This is a genomic window from Pseudoalteromonas rubra (assembly GCF_001482385.1).
GTDB classification, from domain to species: Bacteria; Pseudomonadota; Gammaproteobacteria; order Enterobacterales; family Alteromonadaceae; genus Pseudoalteromonas; species Pseudoalteromonas ardens.
Window position 1 is genome coordinate 3638287 of sequence record NZ_CP013611.1, and the last position, 13446, is coordinate 3651732.

Sequence of the window (13446 nt, forward strand, 5' to 3'; positions counted from 1 at the left end):
TCTCTCACAACTAAATGTCCGGATGTCGCTATTTAATAAAATTGCAATATGTTGAACTATCGGCTGTATTTTGTCGGGATCCGGGTTACCATAGCCTGAGAATAGTTATTGTTATTATTTGGAGCTTATATGAAAAGTGCAATCGCAACATTGCTTGCTGCTGTAACCAGTTTATCTGCTGTCGCTGCGGATGAAGTGAACATCTATTCCTATCGTCAGCCTTTCCTGATCCAACCGATCCTGGATGACTTTACTAAACAGACCGGCATTAAGACCAATGTTGTGTTTGCGAAAAAAGGTTTGATTGAGCGGGTTAAACGCGAAGGTAAACACGGTCGCGCCGATCTGGTTTTGACTTCAAACTTCAGTGCTATGATCCAGCTAGAAGAAATGGGGCTGACTAACCCCATCGACAGCGATAAAGTCGATAAAAATATCCCGGCCAGCTTTCGTGATCCGGATGGTCATTGGGTCGCACTGACTAAACGCGTGCGCAATGTATACTCTTCAAAAGACAGAGCAGGCAAGTTAACCAGTCTGAGCTATGAAGAGCTGGCTAGCCCTAAATACAAAGGCAAGATCTGCACACGTTCGGGCAAACACCCATACAATTTAGGCCTGGTCGCTTCTATGATTGCGCACCATGGCGAGGCCGAAACCAAAACCTGGCTGCAAGGGGTGAAAGCAAACCTGGCACGTAAGCCACAAGGTAATGATCGCGCTCAGGTCAAAGCCGTAAAAGAAGGCTTGTGCGACTTGGCGCTGGGCAACAGCTATTACTTTGGCAAAATGCTTGAAGACAATAAGCAAAGAGCCTGGGCTGATGCCGTCTATATTAACTTTCCAAACCAGAGTGATCGGGGTTCACATTTGAACGTTTCGGGTGTCGTGATGACCAAGTACTCGAAAAACAAAGAAAATGCCTTGAAACTGATCGAGTTTATGACCGACAATAAAGCACAGAACATGTACGCCTCGATGAATATGGAATATCCGGTTAAACCGGGCGTCGAATTGTCGAAATTAGTGGCATCTTGGGGCACTTTTAAGGAAGATAGCCTACCATTGTCCGAGATCAGTAAATACCGTCCGATGGCGCTTAAGCTCATCGATGAGGTAAAATTTGACCTTTAAATGCAATTAAAACAAAGTCTGTCCTCGTGGCAGAGCATAGCGTGGTTGATAGGCATTGCACTGTCAATCCCGCTGGCATTTTTGATTTTCGAGGCGCTGCAAGGCGAATCGGAAGTATTCAGCCATCTGTGGCAGAGCGTGTTATGGGACTACACTCGTAACACCCTGGTGCTGATCGCCGGTGTTGTGGCGCTCAGCGCGTTAATTGCCCTGCCTCTGGGGTGGTTAACGGCCTATTGTCGCTTTCCCGGTAAGCGAGTGTTTGAATGGGCGTTGATGTTACCCCTGGCACTGCCTGCTTATATTATTGCGTACGTCTATACTGACCTGTTGGATTATGCGGGCCCGGTTCAAATCTGGTTACGGCAGCAATTTGGCTGGCAGGGACCGGATGATTACTGGTTCATCGATCTGCGCACTTTGCCTGGCGCGATTGTGATGATAGCACTGGTGCTTTACCCCTATCTCTATTTGATTTTTAAAACCGCATTGCGAGAACAGTCTTTTAAATTGGTTCAGGCAAGCCAGCTCATGGGCATGAGCCCGGCGCAAAGTTTCTTTAAAGTCAGCCTGCCTCTGTCTCGTGGCGCGATTGTCGCGGCACTTGCGTTGATCAGTATGGAAACCATGGCAGACTTTGCCACAGTCCATTATTTTGCGGTCAGTACCCTGACGACGGCAGTGTATGACACCTGGCTGGGGTATTACTCCCTGACTGCGGCAGCCAAAATCTCGGGTATTATGCTGCTGTTTTTATTTGTTGCCCTGTTACTTGAACGAATGAGCCGTAAAACTCAGGTGGTTCACGAGCGTCAATCCGGGGTTAATGACACCCACTTATATGACTTAACGGGTTATCAGGGGTGGCTGGCCTGGGGGTTTTGCATGTTGATCCTTGGCGTTGCGTTTTTTGTTCCGGTCGGCATATTACTCAATTATGCATTTCATTATTTCGAACAAGCCTGGAATGCCGAGTTCTTTACCTATGCGCTGCAAAGCTTACAGATCAGTCTGTATGTGAGCGTGATTGCCATGTTTATCAGTTTACTGGTGGTGTACTATCAGCGCATCGAGCCAGGTAAGTTCACCAATCTGCCAGGGCGCTTTGCCAGTACAGGTTATGCCCTGCCAGGTACTGTATTGGCTATTGCGGTCTTGCTGCCGCTGACGTTAATGGATAGCAAGCTTAATGACTGGCTGGATGGCAGTGGTTTTGAGCCAGGGCTGTTATTAAGCGGTACCTTGTTCGCGATGATTTTTGCTTATGTGGTGCGCTTTTATGCCATCGCACATGGCGCGGTTGAGTCCAGCTTTGTACGGATAAGCCCAAGTATCGACATGGCCAGTCTGTCACTCGGTAAAGGGCGCTTTCAGACCCTGACTCAGGTTCATATGCCCCTGCTCAAGCGAGGCTTGCTGACGGCTGGCTTACTGGTTTTTATCGAATGCATGAAAGAACTGCCCGCGGCGCTGTTATTGCGTCCCTTTAATTTTGAGACCCTGGCCACTCATGTTTATCAGTACGTCAGTGATGAGCAGTTGGAGCTGGCTTCGATTTCAGCGCTGTTTATCGTCCTGGTCGGACTTATCCCGTTATATTGGGTCAACCGCTCAATGGAGCAACACAACTAATGCCAAGTTTAGAAATTCAATCGTTAAACTATCACTATGACGGCCATCCTGTGATCCAGCAGCTTGATTTAACCGTGGCTGAAAATGAAATAGTGTGTTTGCTTGGCGCCAGTGGCTGCGGCAAAACCACGACCCTAAAAGCGATTGCTGGCCTGTTGCACCCTCAACAGGGTGAAATCCGCATTAATGGTAAAAGTGTCAGCAGTGAGCGGCACTTTGTTGCTCCTCAACATCGAAATATCGGTATGATGTTTCAGGACTATGCATTATTTCCTCACCTGACAGTGGCACAGAATATTGCCTTTGGCCTGAATAAATTGAGTAAGGCAGAACGCCAGAAGCGTGTGGCTCACATGTTAGAGCTGGTGCACCTTGAAGGCTATGCAGAGCGTTTTCCTCATGAGTTGTCTGGTGGTCAGCAGCAGCGTGTGGCCATTGCCAGAGCGCTGGCATATCACCCTAACTTGTTACTGCTGGATGAACCCTTTTCTAATATTGACGCCCAGGTGCGCTTTCAGCTGATCAAAGATATTCGCGATATTATTAAGGACCAGCAGGTATCCGCTATCTTCGTCAGCCACTCTAAAGATGAAGCGTTTGCTTTTGCCGATCGGCTTGCCATCATGCACCAGGGGCAGATCGCCCAGTTGGGCACACCTAAAGAACTCTTTCAGCATCCGAGCAGTCGCCAGGTTGCTGAGTTTTTAGGGCAGGGAGCATACGTTTCGGCACAGCGTCACAACGGTGCGCAGGTCGAAACCGCGTTTGGTTCGGTAGAGTCTCTGATTGATATTGAGAGCCCGGCCCGGGAGGGGCAGATTTACCTGAGGCCTAGCCATATTGAGTTGTTTAATACCGAGCAGGGACAAGTTGATGTGGCGCAACACCGCTTTGTCGGCACCGAGTATTTATATGCCATCGAGCTGGAAGGTCAGATGCTGGAGGTCGCTATGCCGTCAGATAAACCGCTGGATCTGAGCCGGCCGGTAAGTTTGAAAATTAAGCCCCATGCGATAAACTTCTTTTCTTAATGCATAACAATTCGTTACATTAGCTTATAGCAATTTAGGTAAGTGCGAAGGGTTGGGCGGTGAAAGGAAGTGGCCAAGAAGCTACGGATACAACCGCACCGTTCAGGTTCAGTATGGTTGGCGAACATAGCAATCAGCACTTATACACAACCACTATGAGGGGTTAAATCAGCCGCGGACTATGTAAAAAATTTCTCATTCAGAGCAATAATGACAATTTTTTGCCTGGTTATCACCGAGGTTTTTCCGTCTCAAGACGAGCTACTTAACTATGCGGATTGATATTATGTCAGATTTTCGCGTGTTGATATAATGATAGGATGGGGTGATGGCGCAAGCACAATCAGGGGTATGTGCTGAGGCAAACCTGCATGGTTTGCACTTATTTTTTAATGTACTGGATGGTCAGGATGAGGTCGTGCGCTCGGCACTCAGTCAGGCAGGCAGACTACAGGACGAACTCAGCGACCGCTTTTCAGAGGCCATGCTCAGCAGCTTTGTGGCTGTGGGGGCGCAATATTGGCCACATATTTATCCCGAGTTCATTCCCCCTCAATTGAAAGGTTTTCCTCTGATAAAAAGCAGTGAGCATTTGTGCCACAGCCAGCCTTTTGATTTGCTTTATGTGATCCGCTCAGATCGGGAAGATGTGAATCATCTGTTTGCCCAGAGTGTGTTGCACATGCTGTCCGGGTGCGTTGAACTGGTTGCACAGGTACGCGCTTTTCGTTTTCTCGATGGACGTGACTTCAATGGATTTGTTTATGGCGCCGATATACCTCATGGTCGTTTTAAACGTCAGGTGGCCTTAGTCAGCAACTCTGGGGGGCTGGATGATCAGGGCAGTTATATCCATATTCTGCGGACTCAGTTCGACCTGGCACGCTGGCAGGCGTTACCTTTGTTAGATCAGGAACAACTGATGGGGCGCACCCGGCTGGACAACGAGTTGATTGACGATGCACCGCCCTACAATCACGCTCGCCTCAATGAGATTAAAGACAACGAAGGAAAGCCTTTGTTGTTGAATCAGAGTATGCCCTATGGGGATGTTTATGAGCAGGGGAGCCTGTGGCTCAGTTGCGCTGCGAAAGGTAATGCGTTTGAGCAGCTGTTACATAGTCGCTTTGGCTTGTCTGGTGATGGGGATTATGATCCGTTACTGGACTATTCACAAGGCGATATGGGGGCTGCATTTTTTGCGCCATCGCTGCAGTTCTTGCAACAAATGGCGCAGTCGTAATCGCTATCAGACGTTATCAAACAGCGTTTTGACCCGTTCCAGTGTCGCGTCGATCTCAGACACTTTGGCGGGGGCAATAAAAATGGTGTCATCACCGGCGATGGTCCCTAACACACCATCCGCAGATCCTAAAGAATCCAGTAAGCGCGCAATCAGCTGAGCGGCGCCCGGGCTGGTGCGTATGATGATCATCATCTCGTTGTGCACTATGTCAATGACCAGCTGACGTAACGGGCTTTTTGCTGTTGGTACACCCATCTCAGCAGGCAAACAATATACCATTTCCTGTTTGGCATTACGGGTCCGGACGGCACCGAACTTACTAAGCATACGAGAGACTTTACTTTGGCTGATATTGTCAAACCCCTGATCTTTTAGGGCATCGACGATTTCACCTTGAGAACCAAAATTTTCTTCTTTTAACAGGGCCTTAAAGGCTTTAACGAGGGCTTCTTGTTTTTCCTGCGGCTGCATATTCAATACTTCTTTGTGACTCGACTGTTAGGATTTTACACAAAACCAGTCTGTTACCCAAATTTCAGGACAAGAAGATTCTTCAAGCGGTGAAGATTATCTTTATTAGAAACGCATGGCATGCGTAAACCATTAGTAGCAGAATTTGTCGCGAACTTTACAACTATAGTCGAAAAAAAGACGAAAATTGCGCGTATAAATTTGTTTTTGGCGGCGCTTTTCATTATCTTTACAGCACATTTAATTCCACCTTCAAATTATGGAGAATTCCAATGAAAGTTGCTGTATTAGGTGCCGCTGGCGGTATCGGTCAAGCATTGTCTCTTTTGCTTAAAAACGGTTTGCCTGCTGGTTCTGAGCTTGCGCTATACGACGTAGCGCCAGTAGTACCTGGCGTAGCGGTTGATCTGTCTCACATCCCAACAGCGGTAAAAGTCGCTGGTTTTGGTAAAGACGACCTGGATGCAGCGCTGGTTGATGCAGACATCGTATTGATCCCTGCAGGTATGCCACGTAAGCCAGGTATGGATCGTGCTGATCTGTTCAATGTAAACGCGGGCATCATCAAGACTCTGTCTGAAGGCATCGTTAAAAACTGTCCTAAAGCCCTGGTTGGTGTGATCACTAACCCTGTGAATGGCACTGTGCCAATCGTTGCTGAAGTATTCAAAAAAGCGGGTACTTACGATCCAGCTCGCGTTTTCGGTGTAACAACACTGGACGTGATCCGTGCAGAGACTTTCATCGCTGAGCTGAAAGGCCTGAACGTAAACGACGTTAAAGTACCTGTGATCGGTGGTCACTCAGGTACAACTATCTTGCCTCTGCTTTCTCAGGTTGAGGGTGTTGAGTTCTCTGATGAAGAAGTCGCTGCGCTGACTAAACGTATCCAGAATGCGGGTACTGAAGTGGTTGAAGCGAAGGCGGGTGGCGGCTCTGCAACTCTGTCTATGGGCGCAGCGGCAGCGCGTTTCTGCTTCTCACTGGTTAAAGGTCTGCAAGATGAGAACGTGGTTGAATACGCTTACGTTGAAGGCAACACTGGCGATGCGACTTTCTTCGCACAACCAGTTCGTCTTGGTAAAAATGGCGTAGAAGAGCTACTTCCTTACGGCGAGCTGAGCGCGTTTGAGCAACAAGCAAAAGACGACATGCTTGCGACTCTTGAAAAAGACATCAAAGAAGGTGTTGATTTCATGGCATAATTGCCACATTGCAGTGCAATAAATACTAAAAAAGCCTGTCTTGTGACAGGCTTTTTTGTGTCTGCGGTAGTTGCAGTTTATTAGTGCAGGATCCGGGCGCGGATAGTACCTTCTACAGCGCTTAGCTCTTTTAATGCCACTTCAGAGTGGTCGCTGTCAACATCGATGACCACGTAGCCAATGCTGTCATCCGTTTGCAGATATTGCGCAGCAATGTTGATGCCATGTTGTGCAAACGCCTGGTTAATTTGTGTCAGGACGCCAGGGCGGTTCTCATGCACATGGAGCAGACGACTGCGGTTTGATAGCTCAGGCAGTGACACTTCCGGGAAGTTGACTGCGGTGACGGTAGAGCCATTGTCTGAGTACTTAGTGAGTTTACCCGCGACTTCAATACCAATGTTTTCCTGTGCTTCCTGAGTAGAGCCACCGACATGCGGCGTTAAGATCACGTTGTCAAATTGACGCAGTGGAGAGATAAACTCTTCATCATTAGACTTGGGCTCGACCGGGAATACGTCGATAGCAGCACCAGACAGTTTACCGGCGCTGAGTGCTTCGGCCAGAGCATCGATGTCTACCACTGTGCCGCGAGATGCATTGATCAAAATTGCGCCTTGCTTCATCACTTCCAGCTCGGCCATGCCAATCAGGTTTTTAGTTTGTGGCGTTTCAGGGACATGCAGGCTAACTACATCGGCACGTTGAAGTAGCTGAGTTAAGCTCTGCACCTGTTGTGCATTACCTAACGTCAGTTTATCTTCAATGTCATAAAATTCGACCTTCATGCCGATATTCTCAGCCATGATCCCCAACTGAGTACCTATGTGACCATATCCTATGATCCCCAGCGTTTTTCCGCGGGCTTCAAAAGAGCCGATAGCCGACTTGTACCATTCACCTCGGTGTGCCATGGCGTTGCGTTTTGGAATGCCACGTAATAGAAGTAATATCTCACCCAGAACCAGTTCCGCCACTGAACGAGTATTTGAAAATGGGGCATTAAAGACGGCAATGCCACGCTTTTTGGCTGCGCTTAGATCGACCTGATTAGTGCCAATACAAAAGCAGCCAATCGCGACCAGCTTTTCAGCTGCTTCCAGCACCGTCTCATTAAGGTGAGTGCGTGAGCGGATCCCCACAAAGTGGACATTCTTGATCCGCTCAATCAGTTCATTTTCAGGCAGCGATGTCTTCACGTACTCGATATTGCTATAACCGTTGCGTTTGAGCGTTTCAACGGCGCTCTGATGTACGCCTTCCAACAATAAAATGCGAATTTTGTCCTTAGACAGGGATACCTTACTCATGACTCATTCCTGTTACTTAATTTGTGGCCCCTCTGGGGTACCAGTGATGACGATGTTGGCACCGCGCTGAGCAAACAGGCCATTGGTGACAACACCGACGATTTGATTTATTTTCTCTTCTAGTTCAGCAGCTTGTGTGATGGAAAGCCCATGGACATCCAAAATCACATTGCCGTTATCTGTGACCACACCCTGGCGATAGACGGGATCGCCACCGAGCTTAAGTAGTTCGCGGGCAACGTAGCTGCGCGCCATCGGGATCACTTCTACTGGCAAAGGGAACTGTCCCAGTACGTCTACGTGCTTGGTGTTGTCGACGATACAGACAAACTTGCGGGCAACCGCAGCGACAATCTTTTCGCGTGTCAGAGCTGCACCACCACCTTTGATCATCTGATTGAGGGCATTAATTTCATCTGCGCCATCCACATAAATATCCAATTCAGAGACGTCGTTGAGTTCGAACACGTCGATACCCAGTGCTTTGAGCTTTTCTGTAGAGGCTTCTGAACTTGAAACGGCCCCTTTGATGGTGTCTTTAACACTCCCCAGTGCGTCTATAAAGTGGTTAACGGTGGAACCTGTACCTACACCGACAACTGTACCAGCTTCTACATATTGTAATGCCGCCCAGGCAGCTGCTTTTTTCATTTCATCTTGAGTCATAACGCGATCACTGTATTAGTTAATTATTGGTTCGCAATTATACGCTCAAAGCACAAAAAAAATATGTCATATGCCATCAATGACGGAAATTATGATCAGATACTCCAGGCTTATTTTTAGTGGTAACGCGTGATTGCACGCATTACCGTATATGTCACCACTGATAGCAGTGCTGTGGCGTGATTATGGTTGGTAAAGGCACATCCCAGGCTTCGGTTGGTAGTGCTGAAACTTTCTGACATTCATGAGCCAGACCAATCAATTTAGGCTGTTGCCAGTTCTCACGATAATAACGCGCCAGCGTACGATCATAATAGCCACCGCCCATACCAAGGCGGTTTCCTGAATCGTCAAATGCCACCAATGGGAGCAGCAAGTAGTCTAGCTGCACCAGTGGACAAATTTGGCTACAATTCAATTCTGGCTCTAAGATAGCATAGCGATTCTGCTTCATGGGTGAGTTTTTTTCATACTTCTGAAAGAGCAAAGTAACGCCGCTAAAGGGGTGTATTACAGGCAGGTAAAGGTCCACACCTTCGGACCAAAGTGATTGAATTAAAAGGTTAGTTCTTAGTTCGCCATCGTTCTCAAGGTAGACCCCGATACGGGCGTTTTTAGTGGGTTTTATGTATTGAAAAAAATTAATAGTTAGATTTTTCTCTGCCGCTGATTGTTGCTCATCAGTGAGACTGTTGCGCAATTTTCTAATGCTTTTTCTAATATCCTTTCTTGAAGATGCATTTTTTTCATTTTTCGGTGAGGGTGTTTTCATTACATAGGTACCAATTCGGGGAAAGCAAGACTGATCCCTAACACAATCAGTAACAACACTAATAATGACAGGAGAATATACAGCAGCTTCTTAGAGCGTTTGGGTGGCTCATTGTCGAGTTCCAGTTCGCTAAACAAAGCTTCATCTTCCCACTCATCTTCTTCATGTTGCTCATCCTGCGCCTGCTTGCCATCGATGCGTTGTTCCAGTTCATCAAGCTTTTCCTCGATGCGGATGAGGCTGCTGGTGATGTAATCCAGGGCATCAAACACACGTTCATTGGCTGCATTTTGCATGGTTTCTGCGGGGTCAGAGGCCTGTGATTGCAGTTTACTCTGGATCCCATACACGGCGAGTAATTTGGCCTGCTTTAGACATTTTTGCTTATCACCAGGGCCAAATAAGGGTTTGCCAGCGGTGAAGTCGACGACCTTCTGCGTCGGTACTTTTAACTTGGCTGCGAGTTGCTCTGTGGCTGCCTGGCTGTCAGTGTCGGGCTTAAAGCCGGAAAACACGACGCGAAAATGTTCGCTCATGAGGTTTCCTCAAAATTGTTACTTCGGGTCCATTATATACCCCGCGGCCCTGTGAATTGTCGTTAACTTATTGCTGGGTAAGCGGAATAAAAAATATGGACATCGTCAATTGTTGTTTTGAGTATACCTAACTTTTAAGCATAGTGTGTGAAGTAATCACTATGGTCAGTACCAGATAAGAAACGGCGCTGCATTGCAGCGCCGTGAGAGAGGTCAGGGAGATCAGTATTTAGCAGGTTGATTGTACTTTAATGCGTCAGTAATGAACGCTCGCAGATCCTGATTGGCCTGGGTGAGATCCGGGCGACGCAGATACATCATGTGGCCAGAGCGGTAGCCTTTAAAACGCAACCGGTCCTGCATTTTACCACTGGGGTCGAGGTGCCAGAGGTTATACTTGCCATCAAAGTAGTTGGTAGCACCGTCATAGTAACCTGATTGCACCATCACGTTCAGGTAAGGGTTTTTCGCCATCGATAAGCGAAGTTGTTCACCCACCTCGTTTTTGCTGCGATCCCAGGGGCGTACATCGCCAAACATGTTGTATTTGATGTCCGTTTTATAGTTCAGCTCGTGGCGGAAGTAATGATTAATTGCCGGCGTAAAGGCATGCAGCCAGGCATCCAGTTCAGGCCAATAGTCGGGGCCTTCACCGGCGTCTCGTTTATCAATACCCAGATAGCGGGAGTCAAGACGGCCGACGGTATAACCACGCTCGCGTAACAACTCTTTCCAGAAACTGCGGTTGGGAATGTCGAGGTTATTCTGCAGTACGAACTGCTCTGATAGCCCGCTGAAGTGTGCGACTTGCTTTGCTACTGCCAGGCGTTCTTGCTCACTTAACATGGCCCCTTTGGCCAATGCGGGCAGATAATGATCTAAGGTGTAGGCTTCTACCTGCTCAAGTACATTCAGTAGATCTTGATTTTGCAAGGCATCGGGGAGCGCCTTGTGATACCAGGCGGTTGCTGCGAAATACGGTAGGCGATTGGCACTTTTTACCGGCCCCTGGCGTTTAATGCCAATATCTGTCGGAGAAACCAGTACCACGCCATTTAAAAATAACCACTGCTTGTTTTGTAGTTCATGGGCCAGGCCTGAAACACGAGTTGTACCATAGCTTTCACCAATCAAAAACTTCGGTGACAGTGCACGACCATGTCGATTGATAAAGGTATTGAGCCACTCTGCCAGATATTTGATATCTGCATTTACGCCGAAAAAGCGTGATTGCAGGGTTTGTTTGTCAGCCATTGAACCGTCTTGCTCTGGTAGCACACGGGAGTAACCGGTGTTGACTGGGTTGACGAACAGAATGTCGGCGACATCCAGTACCGAATCCGGGTTATCTTTTAAGCCGTAAGGCTGCATCGGATAACCTTCATCGTCAATCTTCAGCACCCGAGGCCCGGTGTACGCAATATGCATCCATACTGACGCGGAGCCCGGGCCACCGTTAAATGAGATCAGCAGCGGACGAGTGGCGGGATCTTTGACTTTATTCTTTTTATAGTAGGTATAGTGAAGAGTCGCTATCGGGTGGCCTGTTTTATCCCATACAGGCTGAGTACCTGTGGTGGCGGTGTAGGCGATCCGCTCCCCGTTAAAGGTTCCTTTGTGTTCGGTGATGACCTGAGCATCAATTTGCTGGGTTAACTGACCTTGAGTATCAGCTTGTGCCGATGCGGTGTGAGAGAGTGTGGTAATAAAAGTCGCAGAAAGAGCGAACAGTAGTGGCTTCAACAACATGTTTTTATTTTTTGGGTGACATCGATCTGCTTATTTAAGACGCATCCAGGTCAGAATTCAAAAAACTTGAGACTAATTGCCAAAAAATAGGCTATGCGCAATGCGTGTTAATTTTTATGGTTTTCTTGGTTTGTTTTTTGTGTCTCAAATTGCCCTAGGCATCCGAGGTAAAGCGGGCTTTTGTTGCGGCCTGTTTACAATTTTATTGGCCGGTGAGTTTTTTTTGTCACGTAAATCGCGTATATTTAATCCTTATGTCTGTAGTATGAAAGTATTTAGCGCTGTTAAATTCTTGTATCTCTTCCCTTTTCTCGTAGTTTTAGTAGAGCATCGTAATGCAAAGAGTATTAGTCGTCGAAGACAGTAAGGTAGTGCAACAGATCCTTCGCCACCTTGCATCACAACACCTGGATGTGGAAATTGATTATGCCTGGTCACTGAAAGAGACCCAGGCATTACTCGAGAGCCAACATTACACTCTGGCTTTGGTTGACCTGACCTTACCAGACGCCCCTGACGGAGAGGTTGTGCAGCTTACACTGAGCCGCAATGTGCCTACTGTGGTATTAACCTCTAAAATTGATGAGTATAGCCGTCAGCAAATGCTCGAGATGGGCGTCGTTGATTATGTGATTAAGGACAATCGGGACTCTTACCTCTATGCCATTAAACTGGTATCACGCTTATTGCGCAACGAAGGGTGCCAGGCACTGATCGCAGATGATTCGATGATCAGCCGGGCTGTGATGAGACAGATGCTGGAAAAGCAGTTGTTTACGGTCTTTGAGGCGCAAGATGGTGAGCAGGCTTTGAATATGCTCAATGCCAAATCGGACATTAAATTATTGCTGACGGATTATGCGATGCCGACCATGGACGGTTTTGAACTGGTAAAAGCGGTGCGTAATAGTCGGGGCCGTGATGATCTCGCTATTATTGGTCTATCTGGTGCTGGCAGTCATGGTTTGTCTGCCAAGTTCATCAAATATGGTGCGAATGACTTTTTGACCAAACCCTTTATGAATGAAGAGTTTCATTGCCGGGTGATGCAAACCATGGAGCAGTTGAATCTGATCGCCGATATTAAAGAGTACGCACACAGAGATTTCCTGACTGGTCTCTATAATCGTCGTTATTTTTGCCAGCACATGGATAAAGTACTCAAGAATAAGCCGGATCAGTTCACGCTGGCGTTACTGGATCTGGATCATTTTAAGGCAATCAATGACCAGTACGGTCATCTGGGGGGGGACAAAGTTTTGTCTCAGGTCGCTGAGCTGCTTAATTGCTCTTTCAACCACTGCCTGGTGGCACGTGTCGGTGGGGAGGAGTTTGCCGTGCTAATGCCGGGTAATGACTTAGTTGTGGCTAAAAATAGCTGCCAGGATTTCAAAGAGCGCTTTGCCAACACGCAGTTTATGATCCAGGAGAAGGCATTACACTGCACACTCAGTGTGGGTATTGCCCGGTGCGACAAAGCGACTCTCAGTGACGTTATGCGTGCGGCAGACAGCGCTTTGTATCGTGCCAAAGAAGCTCAGCGTAATTGCGTAATGGTCAGTGAAAGCTAACCCTCAGTTCACCCCTCTCTGCATTGCACCATTTCAAGTCAGACAATAAACAGGCGCACCAGTACGGTGCGTTTGATGTTCATTCCATATCTGTGATTCAACCTAACCACCTGTAAAATAATT

12 protein-coding genes are annotated in these 13446 nt (G+C 47.6%); 6 read left to right on the forward strand and 6 right to left on the reverse strand.

The genetic code is table 11. From position 1 onward, the window contains the following. Positions 1–129 precede the first annotated feature (129 nt). From AT705_RS15780 to AT705_RS15795, 4 genes are all read left to right on the forward strand, one after another. Positions 130–1134 carry a Fe(3+) ABC transporter substrate-binding protein gene (locus tag AT705_RS15780; protein WP_010382992.1) on the forward strand — a complete coding sequence of 335 codons (1005 nt, stop codon included), beginning with the start codon at positions 130–132 and terminating at the stop codon, positions 1132–1134. Continuing rightward, entirely contained in the window at positions 1135–2766 is a 1632-nt protein-coding gene (locus tag AT705_RS15785; protein WP_058797306.1) for an ABC transporter permease, read from the forward strand. Beyond that, positions 2766–3797 (forward strand): ABC transporter ATP-binding protein, encoded by a 1032-nt coding sequence (locus AT705_RS15790; RefSeq protein ID WP_058797307.1) that lies wholly within the window; start codon positions 2766–2768, stop codon positions 3795–3797. Before AT705_RS15785 ends, AT705_RS15790 begins: the two co-directional genes overlap by 1 nt. Positions 3798–4125: 328 nt before the next feature. After that, positions 4126–5040 carry a Dyp-type peroxidase gene (locus AT705_RS15795; protein WP_058797308.1) on the forward strand — a complete coding sequence of 305 codons (915 nt, stop codon included), beginning with the start codon at positions 4126–4128 and terminating at the stop codon, positions 5038–5040. 6 nt (positions 5041–5046) lie between these two features. Here the strand turns inward: AT705_RS15795 and argR are convergent, their stop codons facing one another. Then, on the reverse strand, positions 5047–5514 hold the full coding sequence (argR, locus tag AT705_RS15800; RefSeq protein WP_010382986.1) for a transcriptional regulator ArgR: 468 nt from the start codon (positions 5512–5514) through the stop codon (positions 5047–5049). A 272-nt stretch (positions 5515–5786) separates the two neighbouring features. On the opposite strand from argR, the gene mdh reads away from it, so the two are divergent. Continuing rightward, positions 5787–6719 (forward strand): malate dehydrogenase, encoded by a 933-nt coding sequence (gene mdh / locus AT705_RS15805; RefSeq protein ID WP_058797309.1) that lies wholly within the window; start codon positions 5787–5789, stop codon positions 6717–6719. An 80-nt stretch (positions 6720–6799) separates the two neighbouring features. Here the strand turns inward: mdh and serA are convergent, their stop codons facing one another. The 5 genes from serA to AT705_RS15830 form a co-directional block, all read right to left on the reverse strand. Further along, entirely contained in the window at positions 6800–8029 is a 1230-nt protein-coding gene (gene serA / locus AT705_RS15810) for a phosphoglycerate dehydrogenase (protein WP_058797310.1), read from the reverse strand. A gap of 12 nt (positions 8030–8041) precedes the next feature. After that, positions 8042–8695: a ribose-5-phosphate isomerase RpiA gene (gene rpiA, locus AT705_RS15815; protein WP_058797311.1), complete on the reverse strand. Its 654-nt coding sequence runs from the start codon at positions 8693–8695 to the stop codon at positions 8042–8044. 154 nt (positions 8696–8849) lie between these two features. Further along, the gene (locus AT705_RS15820) at positions 8850–9467 is read right to left on the reverse strand and encodes a 5-formyltetrahydrofolate cyclo-ligase (RefSeq protein WP_058797312.1); all 618 of its coding nucleotides are present in this window, start codon (positions 9465–9467) and stop codon (positions 8850–8852) included. Next, the gene (locus tag AT705_RS15825) at positions 9467–10003 is read right to left on the reverse strand and encodes a hypothetical protein (protein ID WP_058797313.1); all 537 of its coding nucleotides are present in this window, start codon (positions 10001–10003) and stop codon (positions 9467–9469) included. Before AT705_RS15825 ends, AT705_RS15820 begins: the two co-directional genes overlap by 1 nt. Before the next feature lie 222 nt (positions 10004–10225). Next, positions 10226–11752 carry a S10 family peptidase gene (locus AT705_RS15830; RefSeq protein ID WP_058797314.1) on the reverse strand — a complete coding sequence of 509 codons (1527 nt, stop codon included), beginning with the start codon at positions 11750–11752 and terminating at the stop codon, positions 10226–10228. A gap of 335 nt (positions 11753–12087) precedes the next feature. Between AT705_RS15830 and AT705_RS15835 the strand changes: the two genes are divergently transcribed. After that, on the forward strand, positions 12088–13323 hold the full coding sequence (locus tag AT705_RS15835; protein WP_058797315.1) for a diguanylate cyclase: 1236 nt from the start codon (positions 12088–12090) through the stop codon (positions 13321–13323). The last annotated feature ends 123 nt before the right edge of the window (positions 13324–13446 follow it).

Bases quoted from the DNA above. Each gene is read 5' to 3' on its own strand.
- AT705_RS15780 (WP_010382992.1), top strand. From the start codon at position 130: ATGAAAAGTGCAATCGCAACATTGCTTGCTGCTGTAACCAGTTTATCT.
- AT705_RS15785 (WP_058797306.1), top strand. From the start codon at position 1,135: ATGCAATTAAAACAAAGTCTGTCCTCGTGGCAGAGCATAGCGTGGTTG.
- AT705_RS15790 (WP_058797307.1), top strand. From the start codon at position 2,766: ATGCCAAGTTTAGAAATTCAATCGTTAAACTATCACTATGACGGCCAT.
- AT705_RS15795 (WP_058797308.1), top strand. From the start codon at position 4,126: ATGGCGCAAGCACAATCAGGGGTATGTGCTGAGGCAAACCTGCATGGT.
- argR (WP_010382986.1), bottom strand. From the start codon at position 5,514: ATGCAGCCGCAGGAAAAACAAGAAGCCCTCGTTAAAGCCTTTAAGGCC.
- mdh (WP_058797309.1), top strand. From the start codon at position 5,787: ATGAAAGTTGCTGTATTAGGTGCCGCTGGCGGTATCGGTCAAGCATTG.
- serA (WP_058797310.1), bottom strand. From the start codon at position 8,029: ATGAGTAAGGTATCCCTGTCTAAGGACAAAATTCGCATTTTATTGTTG.
- rpiA (WP_058797311.1), bottom strand. From the start codon at position 8,695: ATGACTCAAGATGAAATGAAAAAAGCAGCTGCCTGGGCGGCATTACAA.
- AT705_RS15820 (WP_058797312.1), bottom strand. From the start codon at position 9,467: ATGAAAACACCCTCACCGAAAAATGAAAAAAATGCATCTTCAAGAAAG.
- AT705_RS15825 (WP_058797313.1), bottom strand. From the start codon at position 10,003: ATGAGCGAACATTTTCGCGTCGTGTTTTCCGGCTTTAAGCCCGACACT.
- AT705_RS15830 (WP_058797314.1), bottom strand. From the start codon at position 11,752: ATGTTGTTGAAGCCACTACTGTTCGCTCTTTCTGCGACTTTTATTACC.
- AT705_RS15835 (WP_058797315.1), top strand. From the start codon at position 12,088: ATGCAAAGAGTATTAGTCGTCGAAGACAGTAAGGTAGTGCAACAGATC.